Annotated in this window: 24 protein-coding genes; 5 read left to right on the plus strand and 19 right to left on the minus strand. The window is 64.3% G+C overall.

Going from position 1 to position 19,275, the window contains the following annotated elements; all coding sequences use genetic code 11:
- Nucleotides 1-87 precede the first annotated feature (87 nt).
- Entirely contained in the window at nt 88-672 is a 585-nt protein-coding gene (locus tag BZL41_RS15510; protein ID WP_168191013.1) for a TetR/AcrR family transcriptional regulator, read from the plus strand.
- Here the strand turns inward: BZL41_RS15510 and BZL41_RS15515 are convergent.
- Together BZL41_RS15515 and BZL41_RS15520 are read right to left on the minus strand one after the other, a co-directional pair.
- Nucleotides 669-1,262, minus strand: a complete 594-nt coding sequence (locus BZL41_RS15515) for a 2-hydroxychromene-2-carboxylate isomerase (protein ID WP_095600136.1) — start codon at nt 1,260-1,262, stop codon at nt 669-671. The two genes, BZL41_RS15510 and BZL41_RS15515, sit on opposite strands and share 4 nt — an antisense overlap.
- Nucleotides 1,263-1,285: 23 nt before the next feature.
- Entirely contained in the window at nt 1,286-2,014 is a 729-nt protein-coding gene (locus tag BZL41_RS15520; RefSeq protein ID WP_095600137.1) for an SDR family oxidoreductase, read from the minus strand.
- Between the two features lie 100 nt (nt 2,015-2,114).
- Between BZL41_RS15520 and BZL41_RS15525 the strand changes: the two genes are divergently transcribed.
- Entirely contained in the window at nt 2,115-2,603 is a 489-nt protein-coding gene (locus BZL41_RS15525) for a helix-turn-helix domain-containing protein (protein WP_095600138.1), read from the plus strand.
- Between the two features lie 3 nt (nt 2,604-2,606).
- Here BZL41_RS15525 and BZL41_RS15530 read toward each other — a convergent pair whose 3' ends face one another.
- From BZL41_RS15530 to ubiE, 9 genes are all read right to left on the minus strand, one after another.
- Nucleotides 2,607-3,314, minus strand: a complete 708-nt coding sequence (locus BZL41_RS15530; RefSeq protein ID WP_095600139.1) for a 16S rRNA (uracil(1498)-N(3))-methyltransferase — start codon at nt 3,312-3,314, stop codon at nt 2,607-2,609.
- Nucleotides 3,311-4,102 carry a twin-arginine translocase subunit TatC gene (gene tatC, locus BZL41_RS15535; RefSeq protein ID WP_095600140.1) on the minus strand — a complete coding sequence of 264 codons (792 nt, stop codon included), beginning with the start codon at nt 4,100-4,102 and terminating at the stop codon, nt 3,311-3,313. The genes BZL41_RS15530 and tatC overlap by 4 nt, the downstream gene beginning before the upstream one ends.
- Complete coding sequence (tatB, locus tag BZL41_RS15540) at nt 4,099-4,470, minus strand: Sec-independent protein translocase protein TatB (RefSeq protein ID WP_095600141.1); 372 nt, start codon at nt 4,468-4,470, stop codon at nt 4,099-4,101. Before tatB ends, tatC begins: the two co-directional genes overlap by 4 nt.
- Before the next feature lie 12 nt (nt 4,471-4,482).
- Nucleotides 4,483-4,713 carry a twin-arginine translocase TatA/TatE family subunit gene (gene tatA, locus BZL41_RS15545; RefSeq protein ID WP_095600142.1) on the minus strand — a complete coding sequence of 77 codons (231 nt, stop codon included), beginning with the start codon at nt 4,711-4,713 and terminating at the stop codon, nt 4,483-4,485.
- Nucleotides 4,714-4,739: 26 nt separating this feature from the next.
- The gene (locus BZL41_RS15550; protein WP_095600143.1) at nt 4,740-5,072 is read right to left on the minus strand and encodes a phosphoribosyl-ATP diphosphatase; all 333 of its coding nucleotides are present in this window, start codon (nt 5,070-5,072) and stop codon (nt 4,740-4,742) included.
- Complete coding sequence (gene hisI, locus BZL41_RS15555) at nt 5,065-5,466, minus strand: phosphoribosyl-AMP cyclohydrolase (RefSeq protein ID WP_095600144.1); 402 nt, start codon at nt 5,464-5,466, stop codon at nt 5,065-5,067. The genes BZL41_RS15550 and hisI overlap by 8 nt, the downstream gene beginning before the upstream one ends.
- A gap of 86 nt (nt 5,467-5,552) precedes the next feature.
- Nucleotides 5,553-7,160, minus strand: coding sequence for a ubiquinone biosynthesis regulatory protein kinase UbiB (gene ubiB, locus BZL41_RS15560; RefSeq protein WP_095600145.1), 1,608 nt, complete (start codon nt 7,158-7,160; stop codon nt 5,553-5,555).
- Nucleotides 7,157-7,780 carry an SCP2 domain-containing protein gene (locus BZL41_RS15565; RefSeq protein WP_095600146.1) on the minus strand — a complete coding sequence of 208 codons (624 nt, stop codon included), beginning with the start codon at nt 7,778-7,780 and terminating at the stop codon, nt 7,157-7,159. The genes ubiB and BZL41_RS15565 overlap by 4 nt, the downstream gene beginning before the upstream one ends.
- Nucleotides 7,780-8,550 (minus strand): bifunctional demethylmenaquinone methyltransferase/2-methoxy-6-polyprenyl-1,4-benzoquinol methylase UbiE, encoded by a 771-nt coding sequence (gene ubiE, locus BZL41_RS15570; protein WP_095600147.1) that lies wholly within the window; start codon nt 8,548-8,550, stop codon nt 7,780-7,782. The genes BZL41_RS15565 and ubiE overlap by 1 nt, the downstream gene beginning before the upstream one ends.
- 192 nt (nt 8,551-8,742) lie before the next feature.
- On the opposite strand from ubiE, the gene BZL41_RS15575 reads away from it, so the two are divergent.
- The 3 genes from BZL41_RS15575 (at nt 8,743) to BZL41_RS15585 (ending at nt 10,454) form a co-directional block, all read left to right on the plus strand.
- On the plus strand, nt 8,743-9,018 hold the full coding sequence (locus tag BZL41_RS15575) for a polyhydroxyalkanoic acid system family protein (RefSeq protein WP_095600148.1): 276 nt from the start codon (nt 8,743-8,745) through the stop codon (nt 9,016-9,018).
- Between the two features lie 118 nt (nt 9,019-9,136).
- On the plus strand, nt 9,137-9,574 hold the full coding sequence (locus BZL41_RS15580; RefSeq protein WP_095600149.1) for a phasin family protein: 438 nt from the start codon (nt 9,137-9,139) through the stop codon (nt 9,572-9,574).
- Nucleotides 9,575-9,584: 10 nt separating this feature from the next.
- The gene (locus tag BZL41_RS15585) at nt 9,585-10,454 is read left to right on the plus strand and encodes a phasin family protein (protein ID WP_095600150.1); all 870 of its coding nucleotides are present in this window, start codon (nt 9,585-9,587) and stop codon (nt 10,452-10,454) included.
- Between the two features lie 99 nt (nt 10,455-10,553).
- Here BZL41_RS15585 and BZL41_RS15590 read toward each other — a convergent pair whose 3' ends face one another.
- From BZL41_RS15590 to BZL41_RS15625, 8 genes are all read right to left on the minus strand, one after another.
- Nucleotides 10,554-11,168, minus strand: coding sequence for a TetR/AcrR family transcriptional regulator (locus BZL41_RS15590; protein ID WP_095600151.1), 615 nt, complete (start codon nt 11,166-11,168; stop codon nt 10,554-10,556).
- Between the two features lie 63 nt (nt 11,169-11,231).
- A complete protein-coding gene (gene phaC, locus BZL41_RS15595; RefSeq protein ID WP_095600152.1) occupies nt 11,232-12,914 on the minus strand; it encodes a class II poly(R)-hydroxyalkanoic acid synthase in 1,683 nt (560 codons plus the stop codon).
- A 158-nt stretch (nt 12,915-13,072) separates the two neighbouring features.
- Nucleotides 13,073-13,930, minus strand: coding sequence for a poly(3-hydroxyalkanoate) depolymerase (gene phaZ / locus BZL41_RS15600; protein ID WP_095600153.1), 858 nt, complete (start codon nt 13,928-13,930; stop codon nt 13,073-13,075).
- A 176-nt stretch (nt 13,931-14,106) separates the two neighbouring features.
- Nucleotides 14,107-15,786 carry a class II poly(R)-hydroxyalkanoic acid synthase gene (gene phaC, locus BZL41_RS15605; RefSeq protein ID WP_095600154.1) on the minus strand — a complete coding sequence of 560 codons (1,680 nt, stop codon included), beginning with the start codon at nt 15,784-15,786 and terminating at the stop codon, nt 14,107-14,109.
- Nucleotides 15,787-16,087: 301 nt separating this feature from the next.
- Nucleotides 16,088-16,462 carry a gamma-butyrobetaine hydroxylase-like domain-containing protein gene (locus BZL41_RS15610; protein WP_095600155.1) on the minus strand — a complete coding sequence of 125 codons (375 nt, stop codon included), beginning with the start codon at nt 16,460-16,462 and terminating at the stop codon, nt 16,088-16,090.
- A gap of 81 nt (nt 16,463-16,543) precedes the next feature.
- Nucleotides 16,544-17,887 (minus strand): ATP-dependent protease ATPase subunit HslU, encoded by a 1,344-nt coding sequence (gene hslU, locus BZL41_RS15615; protein ID WP_095600156.1) that lies wholly within the window; start codon nt 17,885-17,887, stop codon nt 16,544-16,546.
- 26 nt (nt 17,888-17,913) lie between these two features.
- Complete coding sequence (hslV, locus tag BZL41_RS15620; RefSeq protein WP_095600157.1) at nt 17,914-18,447, minus strand: ATP-dependent protease subunit HslV; 534 nt, start codon at nt 18,445-18,447, stop codon at nt 17,914-17,916.
- A gap of 128 nt (nt 18,448-18,575) precedes the next feature.
- The gene (locus tag BZL41_RS15625) at nt 18,576-19,274 is read right to left on the minus strand and encodes an SPOR domain-containing protein (protein ID WP_095600158.1); all 699 of its coding nucleotides are present in this window, start codon (nt 19,272-19,274) and stop codon (nt 18,576-18,578) included.
- Nucleotide 19,275 lies beyond the last annotated feature (1 nt).

Genomic DNA, 19,275 nt, shown 5'->3' on the forward strand with positions numbered 1-19,275 from the left:
GCGCACCTCCTTTCGATAGGGTGATGGCATCCCATGGCGGGTGCCGGCATAATGTTGTCGTTGTCAACATAGGAGGAGATGTTGCCAGTGTCAACACTTGGAGATGAAGGGGCGTCTGCGCGCCCGTATCACCATGGCGATCTCAAGGCTGCCTTGCTCGCTGCCGCGGGAGCGTTGCTGGTCGAAAAGGGCGAGGCGGGCATCAGCCTGCGGGAAGTGGCGCGCCGCGCTGGCGTTTCGCATAACGCGCCGTACCGTCACTTTCCTGACCGGGACAGCCTTCTGGCTGCCCTGGCGGCGGAAGGCTTCGACGAGCTGTCCGAACGCAGCCGGCAAGCGGGCGAACTGGCGGGGCTCGGGCAATGCTACGTGGCGTTCGCCCTGGAGCAGCCCGGACGGTTCGCGCTGATGTTTTCCCCAGGGCTGGACAAGTCGCGCCATCCCGAGCTGCAAGCCGCGGCGCTGCGGCTGTTCGATCTGCTGCGCGAAGCCGTGCGCCAGGCGGCACCGAAGCGAGACGTGCAGATCGCCACGCTGGCGGCCTGGAGCCTGGTGCATGGCCTTTCGCAATTGCTGCTCGACCGACAGTTGAGCGAGACGCTGCTGGGTGAACAACCGGCCGCCATGCTCAGCGAGCAGGTGACCCGGCTGTTCACCGAGGGGCTAGGCTAGCCGGCGCGTTGCAGGGCTTCGACGACGAAATCCAGGCGGTCCTGGCCGAAATACATTTCCCCGCCGACGAAGAAGGTCGGTGCGCCGAACGCGCCGCGGCGGACGGCCTCTTCGGTGGTGGCCTTGAGGCGTTCCTTGACCGTTTCGTCCTCGATCCGCCGCTGGAAGTCTTCGAGATCGAAGCCGGCCGTGGCCATGACTTCCGCGACCACCTCGGGCTGGCCGAGGTTTTTCTGCTGCTGCCACATGGCCTCGAAGACTGCCGTGAGGTAAGGGTGGAAGAGCGGCGTATCGAGGTAGGCGGTGGCACCGCGCATCAGCGGCAGGGTGTTGATCGGGAAGTGTGGGTTGAAGGTCATCGGCACCCCATAGCGGCGGGCGAAACGGGCGAAATCCTGCAGCATGTAGCGTCCCTTGGCGGGGATGGCCACGGGTGACTGGTTACCGGTGGCCTTGAACACACCGCCGAGCAGCATCGGTCGCCAGACGATGCTCGCGCCGGTCTCGGCGGCGATCCGCGGCAACTGCGTCCAGGCCAGGTAGGTGGCAGGGCTGCCGAAGTCGAAAAAGAATTCAACGGACTTGCTCATGGTGTCGTTCTCGTCGGTTGGGTTCAGAAGTTTTCCAGCCAGGGGCGCAAGTCCATCTCATGGACCCAGCAATCGCGCGGCTGGCCGTGAATCTGCCAGTAGATTTCGGCGATGTGGTCCGGGTCGAGGATGCCGTCGCGTTCCTTGCGTTGATACATCTCCGGGAAGTTGTCGCGGATGAAGGCGGTGTCGATGGCGCCGTCGATCACCGGGTGGGCCACATGAATGCCTTGCGGCCCCAGCTCGCGGGCCATGCTCTGGGCCAGCGCACGCAGGGCGAACTTGGCGCCGGCGAAGGCGGCGAAGCCGTCGCGGCCGCGCAGCGAGGCGGTGGCACCTGTGAGGATGATCGTTCCGCGTCCACGCGGCAGCATCGCCCGGGCGGCTTCGCGTCCGGTGAGGAAGCCGGCCAGCGCCGCCATTTCCCAGACCTTGCGATAGACCCGCTCGGTGGTTTCGAGGATCGGAAAGCGTACGTTCGCACCGATGTTGAAGACCACGGTTTCGAGGGGACCGATGTCGCGCTCGATGGTTTCGATCAGGTCGCGAACCTGGTCTTCCTGCCGCGCATCGCACCCGAAGGCGCGGGCCTGGCCGCCGGCGGACTCGATGGCCTGCACCAGGGGCTCCAGCTTTTCCGCGTGGCGCCGTGCCACGCAGGCCACGTAGCCTTCCCGCGCGAAACGCTTCGCCACCGCGCCTCCGGTGGCATCGCCCGCTCCCATGACCAGCATCGCCTTGGCTTCGCTCATGATCGGTCCTCTTGTTGGTTCTTTTTTGGAACTCGATGGATAGTCGATTCCTTTTTGGAACCTGTCAAGCTAAGGTGGGCTTCTCGTTGGAGGTGACGTCATGCGTTGGGAAGAACTCGACCAGCAACCCTGTTCCCTGGCCCGTACCCTGTCGGTGGTTGGCGACCGCTGGACGCTGCTCGTCCTGCGCGACTGCTTCCTCGGCGTGCGTCGCTTCGATGATTTCGAGGCACGCCTGGGCGTCACCCGGCATGTCCTGGCGGATCGTCTGAAGCGGCTGGTGGAAGCTGGTGTGCTGGCCAAGGTGCCTTATCAGGAGCGTCCGCGCCGCGAGGAATACCGCCTTACCGAAAAGGGTCGGGACCTGCATCCCGCGGTGATGGCTCTGGTGAGTTGGGGCGACCGTTATATGGCGGGCGATGAGGGCGCGCCCATTCGCCACCGGCACAAGGGCTGCGGCCAGGTGATGCATGGCGTGTTGGTCTGTTCCGAATGCGGCGAGCCGCTGGTGCCGAACGAGATCGAGCTGGAAGAAGCGCCGGAATGGCAGGGACAGCTCCTGCCGGCGCACCGGCATGCGCGGCGCTGAAGGCTAGAAGAGCCGTGCCAGCAGCGCCGCCACCGCCGTCTCCACCCGCAGGATGCGATCGCCCAGTTGCACGGGTTGCAGGCCGGCTTCGCGCAGCTTGTCCACTTCGTAGGGAATCCAGCCGCCTTCCGGGCCGATGGCCAGAGTCACCGGCTGTTCGACGGCACGCGGACAGGGTGGGTAGTCACCGGGATGGCCGACCAGGCCGAGGGTGCCGTTGGCCAGCGTCGGCAGGCGATCCTCGACGAAGGGCTTGAAGCGCTTCTCCACGATCACCTCCGGCAGCACAGTATCGCGGGCCTGCTCCAGGCCGAGGATGAGCTGTTCGCGGATCGCCTCGGGCTCGAGGAAGGGGGTTTGCCAGAAGCTCTTTTCCACCCGGTAGCTGTTCAGCAGGACGAGACGCGGCACGCCCATGGCGGATACCGTCTGCAGCACGCGGCGCAGCATCTTCGGGCGTGGTAGGGCGAGCAGCAGGGTCAGCGGCAGCTTGGCCGGCGGCGGTTGATCGAAGCGCACCTCCAGCTCCGCTTCCTCGGCGGTCAGGTGCAGCAGGTGACCTTCGCCCATCGCCCCGCCGAGACGGCCGACACGCAGGCGGTCGCCGGATTCGGCGCGATGCACCTCATGCAAGTGCTTGAGCCGGCGGTCGCGCAGGACCGCCCGGTCGGCCGCGACGAAGTCGGCCGCGTCCAGGAGCAGCAGGTTCACGGGCGCGGAGCGGGCGGCTGGTCGCCGGACTTTTCTTCGGCGGCGTCTTCGGCAGCCTCTTCGCGACGCACCAGGCTGCCGAACAGCAGGCCCGCCTCGAACAGCAGCCACATGGGCACGGCCAGCAGCGTCTGGGAGAACACGTCGGGCGGCGTCAGCACCATGCCGACGACGAAGCAGCCGACGACCACGTAGGGCCGCGACTTGCGCAGCGAGGCCACGTCGACAATGCCGACCCAGATCAGCAGGAAGGTGGCCACGGGAATCTCGAAGGCCACGCCGAAGGCGAAGAACAGCGTGAGCACGAAGTCGAGGTACTGGCCGATGTCGGTCATCATCGCCACGCCTTCCGGCGTCACGCTGGCGAAGAAGCCGAACATGATCGGGAAGACCACGAAGTAGGCGAAGGCCATGCCGCCGTAGAAGAGGAACACGCTGGAAATCAGCAGCGGCACGGCGATGCGTTTTTCGTGCTTGTACAGCCCCGGCGCGATGAAGCCCCAGGCCTGGTAGAGCACCACCGGCATGGCGAGGAACAGCGCGACCATCAGGGTCAGCTTGAACGGCGTGAGGAAGGGCGAGGCGACACCGGTGGCGATCATGGTGGCGCCTTCCGGCAGATAGGCGCGCAGCGGGGCCGCGACCAGGGCGTAGATGTCCTGAGAGAAATAGAACAGCCCGGCGAAGATCGCCAGCACGGCCACCACGCTGTAGAGCAGGCGCCGGCGCAGTTCGGTCAGGTGCGCGACCAGGGGCATTTCCTGGTCGTCTTGCGGCTTTGCAGTCATGGCTGGGTGGTCTTGTCCTGGCTGGGCGCCGCGGGCGGCTCGCTGGCGGCGGGCTGCTCACTGACCTGCGCGGGCGCGTCCGGCAGCTTGTCCGGCGTCGGCGTCGGCGTCGGCGTTGCGGCGGGCGGCTGGATACTCTGCTTCATTTCGCGTTCGAGCTGCAGGATTTGCTCGTTATGCAGCTGCCGACGAATCTCGTCGGCGCCGATCTCGCGTTCGACTTCGGTCTTGATCGCGTTGAAGCTGCGCTTCAGCCGGCCGATCCAGAGGCCGGCCGTGCGCGCCGCACCCGGCAGGCGCTCGGGTCCGAGCACCAGCAGGGCGACCAGACCGACCAGCAGCAGCTCGGTAAAACCCACGTCGAACATGCTGGATGGCCCTTAGTCTTTCTTGATCGGCTCTTCGACTTTGCGCGCTTCGCCGTTGATGGTCTGGCCCTTGTGCTCCTCGACGGACGGCTTTTCCTCTTCGCTGCCCACCGACTTGCGGAAGCCCTTGATCGCATCGCCGAGGTCGGAGCCGAGGTTCTTCAGACGCTTGGTGCCGAAGAGCATGACGACGATGAGAAGAATGATCAGGAGCTGCCAGATGCTGATACCGCCGATACCCATGGTGTTTCTCCGCTAAATGGTAAGTTTCAAGCCTGGGGGCGCGCGGCTTTTTCCGCGTGCCCGGAAAGTCCGAAGCGCCGCTCCAGTTCGTCCAGCACGGCCTGGGGATGCTGGCCGAGGGCGGCGAGCATGACCAGACTGTGGAACCAGAGGTCGGCGGTTTCGTAGATCAGATCGCTGCAGTCACCGCTGGCAGCGGCGTCCTTGGCGGCGAGGATGGTTTCCACCGATTCCTCGCCGACTTTTTCCAAAATCTTGTTCAGGCCCTTGTGATACAGGCTGGCCACGTAGGAGCTGTCCGGCGCCGCGCCTTTGCGCGCCTCGAGCACCTCGGCCAGGCGGGTCAGGGTTTCACTCATGGCTGTGTCCCGTGTGATAGATGTCGTCCGGGTCCTTGAGCACCGGGTCGACGGTTTTCCAGGCGCCGTTTTCGTAGACGCGGTAGAAGCAGCTTTCGCGCCCGGTGTGGCAGGCGATGCCGCCGAGCTGCTCGACCCGCAGGATGATCACATCCGCGTCGCAATCCAGGCGTAGCTCGTGAAGCTTCTGCACATGGCCGGACTCCTCGCCCTTGCGCCACAGCTTGCCACGCGAACGTGACCAGTAGATGGCGCGCTGCTCGGCAACGGTGAGGGCCAGCGACTCGCGGTTCATCCAGGCCATCATCAGCACCCGGCCCGTCGCGTGGTCCTGGGCGATGGCGGGTACCAGGCCCTCGGCATTCCAGTGAATTTCGTCCAGCCAGTCGTTCATCGTTACGTTCCGCCCGTTAGGGCTCTCTCGCGGTGCGGCAGGCGCACCTTCAGGGTTGTCAGTGTGCCAGCCGCGCTGGCCGCTGGCTATCGGCGCACGACCAGTACCAGTCCCGCCGCCAGCATCAGCCAGGCCGGCCAGGCGGCGAGACTGGTGAGGGTGACGCTGGATGCGGCCAGGGTACCGCCGCCCGCCAGCAGGATGCCGCCGATCAGGCGCAGGGCCCAGTCGTCCCGACGCTCGCGCCACGGCGGCGAAGGGTCGGCGGCGTGCGGCTGCGACATGCGCTCCAGCAGGTCGCGGGTCATGTGCGCCAGGTGCGGCACCTGCTCGACCTGGGCCTGCAGGTTCTGCAGCAGGCTTCTCGGGCTGACGCGCTCGCGCATCCAACGCTCCAGGAAGGGTTGGGCGGTGGTCCAGAGGTCCAGATCGGGGTAGAGCTGGCGGCCGAGCCCTTCGATGTTCAGCAGCGTCTTCTGCAGCAAAACCAGTTGCGGCTGGATCTCCATATTGAAGCGGCGCGCGGTCTGGAACAGGCGCAGCAGCAACTGGCCGAAGGAGATTTCCTTCAGCGGCTTCTCGAAGATCGGTTCGCAGACGGTGCGGATCGCCGCCTCGAATTCGTTGACCTTGGTTTCCGCCGGCACCCAGCCGGAGTCGATATGCAGTTGCGCCACCTTGCGGTAGTCGCGCTTGAAGAAGGCCACCAGGTTGCGCGCCAGGTAGTCCTGATCCTCTGGCGTGAGGCTGCCGACGATACCGCAGTCGATGGCAATGTACTGCGGGTTCCAAGGCTGGCGGGTGCTGACGAAGATGTTGCCGGGGTGCATGTCGGCGTGGAAGAAACTATCGCGGAACACCTGGGTGAAGAAGATTTCCACGCCACGCTCGGCCAGCAGCCTCATGTCGGTGCGCTGGTCTGCGAGGGTGGCGATGTCGGTCACCGGGATGCCGTAGATGCGCTCCATCACCAGCACCTTGGGGCGGCACCAGTCCCAGTAGATTTGCGGCACGTAGAGCAGCGGCGAGTCTTCGAAGTTACGCCGCAACTGGCTGGCGTTGGCTGCCTCGCGGAGCAGATCGAGTTCGTCGTAGATGGTTTTCTCGTAATCGCTGACCACATCCACCGGATGCAGCCGGCGGGCTTCGGCGGAAATCCGTTCGGCCAGCTTGGCGAGCAGGAACAGCCAGGCGATGTCCTGGCGGATCACCGGCTTGAGGCCGGGGCGGATCACCTTGACCACCACTTCCTCGCCGGTCTTGAGCTGGGCGGCATGGACCTGGGCCACCGAGGCCGAGGCCAGCGGCTTGCTGTCGAAGCGGGCGAAGGCCTCGCTGACCTTGAGGCCGAGCTGCGACTCGATGAGGGCGACGGATTGCTCCGGGTCGAACGGTGGTACCTGGTCCTGCAGCTTGGCCAGTTCGTCGGCGATGTCCGGCGGCAGCAGGTCGCGGCGGGTGGACAGCAACTGGCCGAACTTGATGAAGATCGGGCCGAGGTCTTCCAGTGCCAGGCGCAGGCATTCGCCACGGGTCAGGTGGGTCTTGCGGCGTGGCAGCCAGCGCCAGGGCAGGGCGTAGCTGAGGGTGCGCAGCCACCAGGGCAGCGGCAGTTCGAGGAGCAGGTCGTCGAGACGATAGCGGATGACCACGCTCTGGATGCGGAGCAGACGGCGGGCGGCGAGCAGCTTCATTCGTTATCGCTGGGCTTGAGTTTGTCGGTGAGGCGCTCGATGCGCGCGTCGAGTCGGTCGAGCGCGAGCTTGAGGCTGTCCAGTTCGGCGAATCGCGCTTCGGCTTCGCGGCGGCCGACCAGGGTACGCGACTCTTCGCTGAGGTAGTCGGCGAGGTCTTGGCGCAGGCTGTCCAGGCTGTTACCGGCCCAGTTCGCGCGGCTGCGCAGGTGGCTGCCGAGCAGATGACTGCCGACCGGGCCGAGCCAGCGCGACAGTTCGTATTCCCAGTCCAGTTCGAGGTCTTGGAGAATACCCGCGAGATCGAGCAGCACGGCACTGTCGCCGTTCAGGTCCACGTCCGGGCCATGCAGCACGGCGGTCTTGTGGCGGGTCGTAGCGAGGCGCAGGAGAGTCGCAGCGGGAGCGCTCAGGCGGCAGTCGACGGGCGCTTCCCATTGACCGGCCAGTTGCAGGCCTTCGGCGCCGGGCAGGAGATAGAGGCGGACGGCGGGCGACTGGCAGTCGATTTCGATGACCTTGCCGGCCAGTTTCGTCAGGCGCGGCAGCGCGGTCCCGTCCAGTCGCAGGACGCGATTGACGCCGTGCTCAACGCCGGCGAGCAGGGCGGTGCCGAGCATCAGGGCTTGATGCCGCGGTGCAGGGCGACGATGCCGCCGGTCATGTTGTGGTAGGTCACCCGCTCGAAGCCGGCGTCGGCCATCATCGCCTTGAGCGTTTCCTGGTCCGGATGCATGCGGATCGATTCGGCGAGGTAGCGGTAGCTGTCGGCGTCGTTGGTGATCAGCTTGCCCATCAGCGGCAGCAGGCTGAAGGAGTAGGCGTCGTAGGCTTTCGACAGCAGGCCGTTGGTGGGCTTGGAGAACTCCAGCACCAGCAGGCGGCCGCCGGGCTTGAGCACGCGCAGCATGGAGCGCAGGGCGTCTTCCTTGTGGGTCACGTTGCGCAGGCCGAAGGCGATGGTGACGCAGTCGAAGTGGTTATCCGGGAAGGGCAGCTTCTCCGCGTCGGCCTGGACGAATTTGACGTTGCCGGCGACGCCCAGGTCGAGCAGCCGGTCGCGGCCGACCTTGAGCATGGATTCGTTGATATCGGCCAGCACCACTTCGCCGGTGGGGCCGACCAGGCGGGCGAACTGCTTGGTCAGATCGCCGGTGCCGCCTGCGATGTCGAGCACCCGGTTGCCCACGCGCACACCGGACAGTTCGATGGTGAAACGCTTCCACAACCGGTGTACGCCGCCGGACATCAGGTCGTTCATCAGGTCATACTTGGCCGCCACCGAATGGAATACCTCGGCCACCTTCTGCGCCTTCTGGCTTTCCGGCACGTTCTGGTAGCCGAAGTGGGTGGTGGGTTCGGTATCGCTGCCTTTGCGTGGATCGTTCATGGTCGCTGTCACCGGGAAAAAGTGGCGGCCATTCTAAACCTAAAAGCGGCGGCAGGCTTCAAGCCGCGTGCGGCGGGAAAAGCCGTTGAACGCTATCGCTGCCGCCGGGATGGCGGCGATATGCCGTTGTCTTGCAGGTTCCAGCCGATGCCTTGTTATAGTGCGTTAAATAGTCGCAGCCAGGAGTCCTGCATGTCCCGCATTACCGTCGAACGCTCTCATTCGCTTGGCCGGGCCGCCGCCCGGGCGAAAGCCGAGCACCTGGCCGAGCGTCTGGCCAGCGAATACCACGTCGAGTACCACTGGGAGGGCGATACCCTGGCCTTCAACCGCAGCGGCGCGCATGGGCGTATCGAGGTCGGCGAGGATCAGGTGCGGGTCGAGGTGAAGCTGGGGTTGCTGCTGTCGGCCCTGGGCGGCACCATCAAGCGGGAAATCGAGAAGGGACTGGACGAGTTCCTCGGTTGATCCGACGCCATCCGCCCGGGCAAACCTAGTATGCGGTTTCTAATTTTTCTCTCTACCTTGCGCTTAAGCCCGTAATCCGTACGGGCGGTTCCCATCCCTTTTGCGCATGAGGTGCATCATGGCCAAGGTAGCCGTTATCAAGAAAGCCGAAAGCAAGACCACGCTGATCAGCGATGCCAAATACTACGCGCGGCAAATCTGGCTGGCGGGCCTGGGCGCCTATGCCAAGGCCGGCCAGGAAGGCGTCGAGTACTTCAAGGAACTGGTGAAGACCGGCGAAGGTGTCGAGAAGAAGGGCAAGAAGCTGGTCGACAAGCAGGTCGAGGCGGCCAACACCCAGATCGACACCGTGAAGAACAGTGTGAAGGAGAAGGTCGACGTTCAGCTGGACAAGGTCGAGAAGGCCTTCGACAGCCGTGTGGCCAGCGCCCTGAACCGCATTGGTATTCCCTCCAAGCAGGATGTTGAGGCACTCTCTGCTAAGCTCGATGTGTTGAATGCGATGCTCGACCGTGTCGCTGAGACCAAGCTCGAGCGTGCCGCGAAGACTCAATAAGGAGAGCAGGATGGCAGGCAAGAAGAAAGTCGAAAAAGAAACCAGTTCCTGGATCGGCGAGGTCGAGAAATATTCCCGCCAAATCTGGCTCGCAGGTCTGGGCGCCTATTCGAAGATCAGTCAGGACGGTACCAAGCTGTTCGACACCTTGGTCAAGGACGGCGAAAAGGCGGAAAAAATGGCTAAGACCGAAGTCGACAAGCAAGTCGAGGCGGTCAAATCTTCTGCCCTGTCAGCCAAAACCAGGGTGGCGGAGGTCAAGGGCAAGGCCCTGGGCAAGTGGAGCGAGCTGGAAGAGGCGTTCGACAAGCGCCTGAACAGCGCGATCTCGCGCCTGGGCGTGCCGAGCCGCAACGAGGTCAAGGAGCTGAACGCCAAGGTCGATTCCCTGACCAAACAGTTGGAGAAGCTCACGGGCGTCTCGGCGGCCACGGTCAAGCCGGCAGCGGCGAAACCGGCTCCGAAGGCCGCCGCGAAACCAGTGGCTGCTGCCAAGAAGCCGGCCGCGAAAGCCGCCGCTTCGGCTGTCAAGCCTGCGGCGAAACCCGCGGCGAAGGCAGCTAGCAAGCCGGCGGCCAAACCCGCGGCCAAGGCAGCAGCGAAGCCGGCAGCCGCCGCTAAGCCCGCAGCGAAACCGGCTGCCAAGCCTGCCGCCAAACCGGCAGCCGCGACGGCGAAGAAACCAGCGGCGAAAAAGACCGCTGCTCCGAAAGCGGCGGCCCCCAAGGCCAATGCACCGAAAGCCGCTAAGCCGGCAGCGGCGAAACCGGCAGCCGCCGCGAAGCCTGCGGCTTCGGCAACCACTGCAGCACCGGCGGCTGCTCCGGCCGCAACTCCGGCTCCCGCCGCAACTCCGGCGAATCCCGGCACTCCGTCCTGAGTGACACCGATGGACCCGGACGCCTGGCCATGTGCCGGGCGTTCGCGTTTCTGGGGGAGAGCCTGTTCACGATCTGCTGCGCATCGGCGACACGGTGAGTCAGGCGTCCAGGTATCGCCGGGCGAGCTGTTCCGCTGCCTGGCGCGAGCCGTTGGTGAGATGGGGTGCCACCAGCATCATGACCTGATACACCACCAGCCGGACTTCGCCGTTGCTGCCGAGGATGCGCTGGTAATCCAGTGAGAACAGCAGGGTGAGGGTGATCTGTTCCACCAGTTGGCCGAGAGCCTGGGTGTCGCTGACCAGTTGATCGCGTGCCTTCAGTTGGCCGAGCAGGGTGGCCAGGGTGCGCTTGAGCACGTTCAGCCACTGACGGATACCGCGCGCCAGCTTGGGCAGGCGGCCGGCCAGATTGGACAGATCCTGGAACAGAAAACGGTATTGCGCCAGGCGTTCGACGATCAGGTGCAGGAACAGCCAGTGCTCCTCGGCACTCAGCTCGACATCGCCGGGCGGGTCGAGCAGCGGTGCCAGATCCTCCTGGAAACGCTCGAACAGGGCGAGGACCAGCGGTTCCTTGCCATGGAAGTGGTAATAGAGATTGCCCGGACTGATCCCCATTTCGGTGGCGATTTCCAGGGTGGAGACGTTAGGTTCGCCCCGTTGGTTGAACAGCGCCAGGGCGCATTCGAGGATGCGGTCGCGGGTTTTCATCCTGTCTTCTTGTTGTCGCTTCCTGTGGGGAAGCTGGCCGGATTTCCGGCCAGCGGGGCCCGGTCAGCGTACGTGAACGTAAGTGCCGGGGGACGCCTCCATCGCCGGGTGGTTGGCATTGCCGAGGGCCATCCGGGTTTCGTGCTGCTCGCCGGAGTGTTCCTGGATCCATTTCAGCCATTCCGGCCACCAACTGCCCTGGAAATGCTGGGCATCGTGCTGCCAGGCACGTGGATCGCTACTGAACTTGGTGCCCTCGTAATAGTTCGCCTTCGGGTTGCCCGGCGGGTTGAGGATACTCTGGATGTGCCCGCTGTTGGACAGGACGAAACGTCGGTTGCCGCCGAGCAGCAGAGTCGAGCGGTAGACCGTATCCCACGGCGTGATGTGGTCGTTGATACCAGCCACGCTGAAGCTGTCCACGGTAACTTTCTGCAGGTCGATAGGGGTACCGCAGACTTCCAGCCCACCAGGGCGGCTCAACGGGTTGTGCTTGAACAGGTCGAGGAAATCGCCGTGCAGCGCTGCGGGCAGGCGGGTGTTGTCGTTGTTCCAGTAGAGGATATCGAAGGCGGGCGGCTGGCGGCCGAGCAGGTAGTTGTTGATCCAGTAGTTCCAGATCAGGTCGTTCGGTCGCATCCAGGCGAACACGCTGGCCATCACCCGGCCGTCCAGCACACCGCGTTGGTAGGAGCGGCGCTTGGCGGTTTCCAGGGTCTTTTCGTCGACGAACAGGGTGGCCGGCGTGTCGATCTGGCTGTCCATCAGGCTGACCAGGTAGGTGGAGCTGGCCACCTTGCGCAACTGACGGCGGGCCTGCAGATGGCCTTGCAGAGCCGCGGTGGTCAAGCCGCCGGCGCAGGCGCCCAGCAGGTTGACGTCGCGTGTTCCGCAGATGGCGCGGCAGACGTCCAGTGCCTGCTCCACGGCCTGCACGTAAGTGGACAGCCCCCATTCGCGATGGCGCGCGTCCGGGTTGCGCCAACTGATGATGAACACTTGCAGACCGTTCTTCAGGGCGTACTGGACGAAGCTCTTTTCCGGGCTCAGATCGAAGATGTAGAACTTGTTGATCTGCGGCGGGACGATCAGCAGCGGGCGGGCGTACTGCTTTTCGCTCATCGGCTTGTACTGGATCAGCTCCAGTAGCTCGTTGCGGAACACCACGGCACCCGGGGTGACGGCCAGGTTGCGGCCGACCTCGAAGGCCCGCTTGCTGACCTGGCTGGGCAAGCCGTTGTTGTGCAGCAGGTCCTCGAACAGGTGGCTCACCCCTTTGAAGAAGCTGGCGCCGCCGGTGTTGAACAGCTCCTTGACGGCCAGCGGGTTGAGCAGGCTATTGGACGGCGAGAGGGCATCGCTGAGCAGCGAGAGAACGAAGCGGGCGCGGGCGCGGTCATCGGCGTCCAGGTCGCTGTCGTCGATCCAGGCGGCGATCTGTTTCTGCCAGGCCAGGTAGGCCTGAAGGCCACGTCGATAGAAGGGGTTGAGGTGCCAGGTGGGGTCGGCGAAGCGGGAATCCTGTGGATTGGGTTTGTAGGGGGTATCGCCAATCAGCACCCGACCGAGCTGGGTGCCGAATGCCGCGAGATGCCGGGCGCTGAGGATCGGTTGGCGCAACCCTTGGAAGGCCAGGGTGCGGAAGGTGGAAAACAGGTCTCGGCCGCGTAGGCCGACCATGGCGCTTTGCGCGTTCATATACGTGGATGGGACGGGCAACGCGCTCGCCGCTGGTTTCTCTCGCATGGGGGCAACACTCCATCGTCTTAACCGTCAAGAGCCAAACAGCAAGGCTTGTACCAATACGCGCCGGAACGCATTCCAGACAGCGCGCGCAAAAGGAATCTGTGGCGCCTGGCCCTGTACTGGGTCAGGCGCCTGGGCCTCGCACTTGGATTACGCGATCAGTGACTGCGCAGTGGAGCCGGCTGGGGATGCATCACTGCACGCTGCCGTTCCTCTTGGAGGAACTTCATGATGATAGGCGCTACTGCCTCCGCGCGCGTCACTAGGAACAAGTGACCATCGTCGATGACATGCAGTTCCGAATTCGGAATGCGCCAGGCCAACAAACGCATGTTGATCAGCGGAATGATCGGGTCGTCGTCGCCGGCGAGGATCAGGGTCGGCTGCTTGATCCGGTGCAGCCAGTGGATGCTGGTCCAGCCGAGGCCGGCGAACAACTGCCAGTAATAACCCAGCTTGCCCGAGGAGCGCACCTTGCTTGCATGGGCCATGGCCAGGTTGGGGTCGCGGCGAAAGGCGCCGCCGTAGATATCGGGTGCGATCTGCACGCCGTAGGACGGCTGGATGTAGCGCCGTGGGCTGGCCATGCGCCAGAGCACCTTGGGCTTGCCGGGGATCATCGCGGCGCCGGCCGAAGTGGCGGCGAGCACCAGCTTCTTGCAGCGCTCCGGGTAGTCGTGGGCGAACTGCTGGGCCAGGGCGCCGCCCCAGGATACGCCGATGGCATTGACCCGGCCGTAGTCGAGGTAATCGAGCATCCGGGCCGCCAGCTTGGCCAGGCCGGGAAAGCGGTAGGGCTTGCTCGGCGTGGAGGAACCGCCGACACCGGGAACGTCGAAGGCGATCACTTCCTGATCCGGGTCCAGGGCCTGGACGAAGGGGAACACCAGTTCCAGGTTGGCGCCGATGCCGTTGAAGATCAGCAGCGGCGTCAGGTGCGGCTTGCCTGGCCGCACGGCGGTACGGATGGTCTGGCCGTCCAGGTCGATGGTGCGGAATACGAAAGGTTGCAGCATGTACTGAGCCCTATGGATTGAACCGCTGGGAACAGCGGTCCGGCGCGTTCCCAGAGTGACGAAGCCGGGTGCCGGTCCTGGTCCGGGCTTCGTTGGCGGCACACCGGCCATGATCGGCCGCCATTGCGTAAGGCACGTCCGGGTGCCTTGGGCAGTACTGCGCAAGGTGCATGCTGTCAGCGCTCATGCACATAGGTACCGGGTGAGGCTTCGCCGGCCGGGTAGGCCTTGTTGCCCAGCTTGGCCGGTGCCTTCTTCAGCTCGCCGGAGCGCGCCGCCATCCACGCCTGCCAGTGCAGCCACCAGGAGTCGGCGTGCTTGGTCGCGTCTTCCTGCCAGGCCTTGGGGCTGGGCGGCAGGGTTTCGTTGGTCATGAAGCGTGCCTTGGGGTTGCCCGGTGGGTTGAGGATGCTCTGGATGTGCCCGCTGTTGGAGAGCACGAATTCGCATTTCCCGCCGAACAGCAGGGCCGACTTGTAGCAGGCTTCCCAGGGCGTGATGTGGTCCGTGGTGCCGGCGACGCAATAGATGTCGCTGTTGACCTGCTTGAGGTCGATCGGCGTGCCGCATACCTCCAGGGCGTAGGGGCGGGTCAGCGGATTGTTCTTGAACAGTTCGATAAGGTCGCCATGGAAGGCGGCCGGGAGGCGCGTGGTGTCGTTGTTCCAGTAGAGGATATCGAACACCGGCGGTTCGTTGCCGAGCAGGTAGTTGTTGACCCAATAGTTCCAGATCAGGTCGTTCGGCCGCATCCAGGCAAACACCTTGGCCATGTCCCGGCCTTCCAGCACGCCGGCCTGGTAGGAGCGACGCTTCGCCGCCTCCAGGGTCTGCTCGTCGACGAACAGCGAGACCTGGGTGTCCAGCTTGGTATCCAGCACGCTGACCAGCAGGGTCAGGGCATTCACCTTGGTTTCTCCGGTGGCGGCGTAGTGGCCGAGCAGCGAGGCGGTGGTGATGCCGCCGGAGCAGGCGCCGAGCATGTTCAGATCCTTGCTGCCGGTGATGGCGAGGATCACGTCGATGGCTTCCTTCAGCGCCTCGATGTAGGTGGACAGGCCCCACTCACGTTGTGCCTTGGTCGGGTTGCGCCAACTGACGATGAAGGTCTGCAGACCGTTGCGCAGGCAGAAACGCGCCAGGCTTTTTTCCGGCGACAGGTCGAAGACGTAGAACTTGTTGATCTGCGGCGGTACCACCAGCAGGGGGCGTTCATGGACCTGCTCGGTGGTCGGCTTGTACTGGATCAGTTCGAGCAGATCGTTGCGGAAGATCACCGCGCCTTCGGTGGTGGCGAGGTTCTTGCCGACCTCGAAGGCGTCCATGTTGACCTGGCTAGGCATGCCGCCGTTGTTGACCAAGTCCTTGGCCAGATGGGAAAGGCCATCCAGCAGGCTCTTGCCGCCGGTTTCGAAGAAGCGCTTGACCGCGGCCGGGTTGGCCATGCTGTTGGTCGGTGCCAGGGCTTCGGTCAGCAGGTTGATCACGAAGTGGCCGCGGCTGGTGTCCAGTTCGGAGAGATTGCTGTCCTCGATCCAGTCATGGAGTTCCTTGCGCCAGGCCAGGTAGGTCTGCAGGTAGCGTCGATACAGCGGGTTCTGGCTCCAGGCAGGGTCGGCGAAGCGGCGATCGTCGGATTCCGGGGCGAGTTCGGATTGGCCGAGCAGAACGTTCTTCAGTTCCAGGGTGAAATGGCCGACGTGCTTGATGCTATGGATGGGTTGCTTGAGGGCCTGCAAGAGCACCATGCGGGCCGAGGTGATGATGTCTTTGCCGCGTAAGCCGATGACAGGGTTGAGATTCAAAGTGTTTTCAGACGCCTGGCGTTGCAAGTCTTCGTTGTTCTTCTGGGTCATCAACGACGCTCCATTGTCCTGAGACGGATACCGGCATGCTGCTGTGTGCGCGGCGACACAGGGCGAACGGCCTGGTACTGCTCGGGTTACCGGTTGCGGAAAAACCACTCCGCGTCTTGATTTGCATCCTTCGATTGGATGCAGGGAACCTGCCAGTTCCTTGGTTACCCGAGTTTGGGTTTTTGCGCAAGCGGCCCAGCGAATAGCCACCTGCCCGGACGAGTATGCCGGGGCGGATTAGAAAATTCGCCCTAACCGCGGAGGGGAGGAGGGAGGTGGTCTGGTCCGCCTGGGTGGCGGACTACAGCATCAGCTTGACCACCGACTCGTCGGGGTCGCGGGATTTTCCGGCAGCCGCCAGGGCGACGAGGTATTCCGTCCACAGGCGTTCCTGGTTGGTGGCCAGATGGTGGAGGTAATCCCAAGTGAACAGGCCGCTGTCGTGCCCGTCATCGAAGCTGAGCTTGAGGGCGTACTGCCCGGCCGGTTCGATTTTGCTGAGGCCGACATGCAATTTGCCGTATTGCAGTATCGGGTTGCCGTGCCCCTGCACCTCGGCGGATGGCGAATGCACGCGAAGGAATTCGGCCGGCAGGGTGTAGCTCTCGCCTTCGCCGTACTTCAGCGTGAGGGTCTTCGAGGCTTTGTGCAGTTCGATGGCGCTGGGTATCCGCATCGCAAGCTCCAAGCCGCAAGCGTCAAGCTACAAGTCGAAGCAGGATGCTTTTGACTTGTAGCGTGTCGCTTGCAGCTGCTCTTAGAGAATATAGCGCGACAGGTCTTCGTCCTGCGCCAGTTCGCCGAGGTGGCTGTTGACATAGGCGGCGTCGATCCGGATCGGCTTGCCGCTGTGCTCGCTGGCCAGATCGGCGGCGCTGAAGGAGACCTCTTCCAGCAGGCGTTCGAGCAGCGTATGCAGCCGGCGGGCACCGATGTTCTCGGTCTTCTCGTTGACCTGCCAGGCGATTTCGGCGAGACGCTTGATGCCCTCCTCGACGAATTCGATTTCCAGTCCCTCGGTCTTCAGCAGCTCGCGGTACTGTTCGGTGAGCGAAGCGTGCGGCTCGGTGAGGATGCGCTCGAAGTCCTGCGGCGACAGGGCCTTCAGCTCCACGCGGATCGGCAGGCGGCCTTGCAGCTCCGGCACCAGGTCGCTGGGCTTGGACAGATGGAAGGCACCGGAGGCGATGAACAGGATGTGGTCGGTCTTCACCATACCCAGCTTGGTATTCACCGTGCAGCCTTCGATCAGCGGCAGCAGGTCGCGCTGGACGCCTTCGCGGGAAACGTCGGCACCGCCGACATTGCCGCGCTTGGCAACCTTGTCGATCTCATCGATGAAGACGATACCGTTCTGCTCCACCGCTTCCAGGGCACGGGCCTTGAGTTCTTCCTCGTTGACCAGGCGTGCCGCCTCTTCGTCGCGGATCAGCTTGAGCGCGTCCTTGACCTTGAGTTTGCGGCTCTTCTTCTTGCCCTTGGCCAGGCCGGAGAAGAGGTTCTGCAACTGGCTGGTCATCTCCTCCATGCCGGGCGGCGCCATGATCTCCACGCCGGAGGGCGCGTCGGCCACCTCGATGTCGATTTCCTTGTCATCCAACTGGCCTTCGCGCAGGCGTTTGCGGAACAGCTGGCGGGTGTTCGAATCTTCGCTGCGCACCGGTTCCTCGCTGAAGCCGACCGGCCGTGCTGGCGGCAACAGGGCGTCGAGGATGCGCTCTTCGGCGGCATCTTCGGCGCGATAGCGGACCTTCTGTATTTCCTGTTCGCGGAGCATCTTCACCGCAGCATCGGCGAGATCACGGATGATCGATTCTACGTCGCGGCCGACGTAGCCGACCTCGGTGAACTTGGTCGCTTCGACCTTCAGGAAGGGAGCGTTGGCCAGCTTGGCCAGGCGGCGGGCGATCTCGGTCTTGCCGACTCCGGTGGGGCCGATCATCAGGATGTTCTTCGGCGTGACTTCCTGGCGCAGTTCGACGGGCAATTGCATGCGCCGCCAACGGTTGCGCAGGGCGATGGCCACGGCGCGCTTGGCGTCGTCTTGGCCGATGATGTGGCGGTTGAGTTCGTGAACGATCTCGCGGGGCGTCATGGACATGCGTAAGGCTCCAGAGCGGACGCGCCTCAGACGGCGGAGTCCAGCTCCTCGATGGTCAGATTCTGGTTGGTGAAGACGCAGATGGACCCGGCGATCTTCAAGGCGGTTTCCGCGACTTCGCGGGCGGACAGCGCATCGTTGTGCTGCAGCAGCGCCATGGCCGCGGCCTGGGCGTAACCGCCGCCGGAACCCATGGCGATCAGGCCGTGCTCGGGTTCGAGCACGTCGCCGTTGCCGGTGATGATCAGCGACGCATCCTTGTTGGCCACGGCGAGCATCGCCTCCAGCCGGCTCAGCGAGCGGTCGGTGCGCCAGTCCTTGGCCAGTTCCACGGCGGCACGGACCAGATGGCCCTGGTGTTTCTCCAACTGGCCTTCGAAGCGTTCGAACAGGGTAAAGGCATCCGCCGTAGCGCCGGCGAAGCCGGCCAGGACCTGGCCGTGGTACAGGTGGCGTACCTTCTTCGCGTTGCCTTTCATGACGGTGTTGCCGAGGGAAACCTGGCCGTCGCCACCCATGACGACTTTGCCGTGGCGGCGGACTGAAACGATGGTGGTCAAGGGGCTTACTCCTGCAGACGGCGTTATGCAGGGGTATATGGGGCAAGCGGGCGAAGGTTTCAAGGCTGGCCGGATGACAGCGACAGAGTGCGTCGCTCCACTGCCGTGCGGGCCCGCATCCGTCGTAGTCAGCGTACCTGGCGCTGTTGCAGTAGCAGGTTGCTGAAACCGTTGGCGCTGAGTTCCTTTTGCGCGCTGTTGAGCTGCTCGCGGTTGGCGAAGGGACCGACCATCACCCGGTGCCAGGTTTCGTCGCGCACGGTGCCGGATTCCACCTTCACGTTCTGTCCGAGCAGGATGATCTGGGCACGCACCGCTTCGGCGTCGTCCTTGCGGCGGAACGAGCCGGCCTGCAGGAAGAACTGGGTGACCGGTGCCTTGGCCACGGTGGGCGGCGGCGTAGGCGTGGGAATCGGTGGCGGCGTCTTGCCGTTGAGCAGCGCCTCGGCCTTGGCCGCCTCCTGTTCCGGGGTCAGCTTGACCGGCGGTTGTGTCGGCGGGGGTGTTGGTGTCGGCGTAGGCTCCGGCAGGGCTTCCGGTTGCACGATGACTTCGGATTCGGGCAGCAGTGTGTAGAAGTCGTACTTCGGCTTCTCGGGCTGCGCCGGCTGCGGGGGCTTGGCCGGTTGACTGGCGGTGCCGGGGCGTGCCTGTTCGGGCTTGGGCCGCTTCACGTCGTCGCGCCCCGGCTCCAGTTTCATCAGGAATACCAGGAAACCGCCGATGGCGAGGCCGCAGACCATCCATACCCAGCCCGGCACCGGTTTGTTCTTGGGCGCCTGATAGCGGCTCGCGCCGCGCTTGGGTGCTGCTTTTTTCTTCGCCATG

The sequence above is a fragment of the Pseudomonas sp. PIC25 genome (assembly GCF_002286785.1).
Lineage (GTDB): Bacteria > Pseudomonadota > Gammaproteobacteria > Pseudomonadales > Pseudomonadaceae > Pseudomonas_M.

What these genes read in the sequence shown, in the direction of transcription:
- BZL41_RS15515 (WP_095600136.1), bottom strand. Translation starts at nt 1,262, where the DNA reads ATGAGCAAGTCCGTTGAATTCTTTTTCGACTTCGGCAGCCCTGCCACC.
- BZL41_RS15520 (WP_095600137.1), bottom strand. Translation starts at nt 2,014, where the DNA reads ATGAGCGAAGCCAAGGCGATGCTGGTCATGGGAGCGGGCGATGCCACC.
- BZL41_RS15525 (WP_095600138.1), top strand. Translation starts at nt 2,115, where the DNA reads ATGCGTTGGGAAGAACTCGACCAGCAACCCTGTTCCCTGGCCCGTACC.
- tatC (WP_095600140.1), bottom strand. Translation starts at nt 4,102, where the DNA reads ATGACTGCAAAGCCGCAAGACGACCAGGAAATGCCCCTGGTCGCGCAC.
- tatB (WP_095600141.1), bottom strand. Translation starts at nt 4,470, where the DNA reads ATGTTCGACGTGGGTTTTACCGAGCTGCTGCTGGTCGGTCTGGTCGCC.
- tatA (WP_095600142.1), bottom strand. Translation starts at nt 4,713, where the DNA reads ATGGGTATCGGCGGTATCAGCATCTGGCAGCTCCTGATCATTCTTCTC.
- BZL41_RS15550 (WP_095600143.1), bottom strand. Translation starts at nt 5,072, where the DNA reads ATGAGTGAAACCCTGACCCGCCTGGCCGAGGTGCTCGAGGCGCGCAAA.
- hisI (WP_095600144.1), bottom strand. Translation starts at nt 5,466, where the DNA reads ATGAACGACTGGCTGGACGAAATTCACTGGAATGCCGAGGGCCTGGTA.
- ubiB (WP_095600145.1), bottom strand. Translation starts at nt 7,160, where the DNA reads ATGAAGCTGCTCGCCGCCCGCCGTCTGCTCCGCATCCAGAGCGTGGTC.
- BZL41_RS15565 (WP_095600146.1), bottom strand. Translation starts at nt 7,780, where the DNA reads ATGCTCGGCACCGCCCTGCTCGCCGGCGTTGAGCACGGCGTCAATCGC.
- ubiE (WP_095600147.1), bottom strand. Translation starts at nt 8,550, where the DNA reads ATGAACGATCCACGCAAAGGCAGCGATACCGAACCCACCACCCACTTC.
- BZL41_RS15575 (WP_095600148.1), top strand. Translation starts at nt 8,743, where the DNA reads ATGTCCCGCATTACCGTCGAACGCTCTCATTCGCTTGGCCGGGCCGCC.
- BZL41_RS15580 (WP_095600149.1), top strand. Translation starts at nt 9,137, where the DNA reads ATGGCCAAGGTAGCCGTTATCAAGAAAGCCGAAAGCAAGACCACGCTG.
- BZL41_RS15585 (WP_095600150.1), top strand. Translation starts at nt 9,585, where the DNA reads ATGGCAGGCAAGAAGAAAGTCGAAAAAGAAACCAGTTCCTGGATCGGC.
- BZL41_RS15590 (WP_095600151.1), bottom strand. Translation starts at nt 11,168, where the DNA reads ATGAAAACCCGCGACCGCATCCTCGAATGCGCCCTGGCGCTGTTCAAC.
- phaC (WP_095600152.1), bottom strand. Translation starts at nt 12,914, where the DNA reads ATGCGAGAGAAACCAGCGGCGAGCGCGTTGCCCGTCCCATCCACGTAT.
- phaZ (WP_095600153.1), bottom strand. Translation starts at nt 13,930, where the DNA reads ATGCTGCAACCTTTCGTATTCCGCACCATCGACCTGGACGGCCAGACC.
- phaC (WP_095600154.1), bottom strand. Translation starts at nt 15,786, where the DNA reads ATGACCCAGAAGAACAACGAAGACTTGCAACGCCAGGCGTCTGAAAAC.
- BZL41_RS15610 (WP_095600155.1), bottom strand. Translation starts at nt 16,462, where the DNA reads ATGCGGATACCCAGCGCCATCGAACTGCACAAAGCCTCGAAGACCCTC.
- hslU (WP_095600156.1), bottom strand. Translation starts at nt 17,887, where the DNA reads ATGTCCATGACGCCCCGCGAGATCGTTCACGAACTCAACCGCCACATC.
- BZL41_RS15625 (WP_095600158.1), bottom strand. Translation starts at nt 19,274, where the DNA reads ATGGCGAAGAAAAAAGCAGCACCCAAGCGCGGCGCGAGCCGCTATCAG.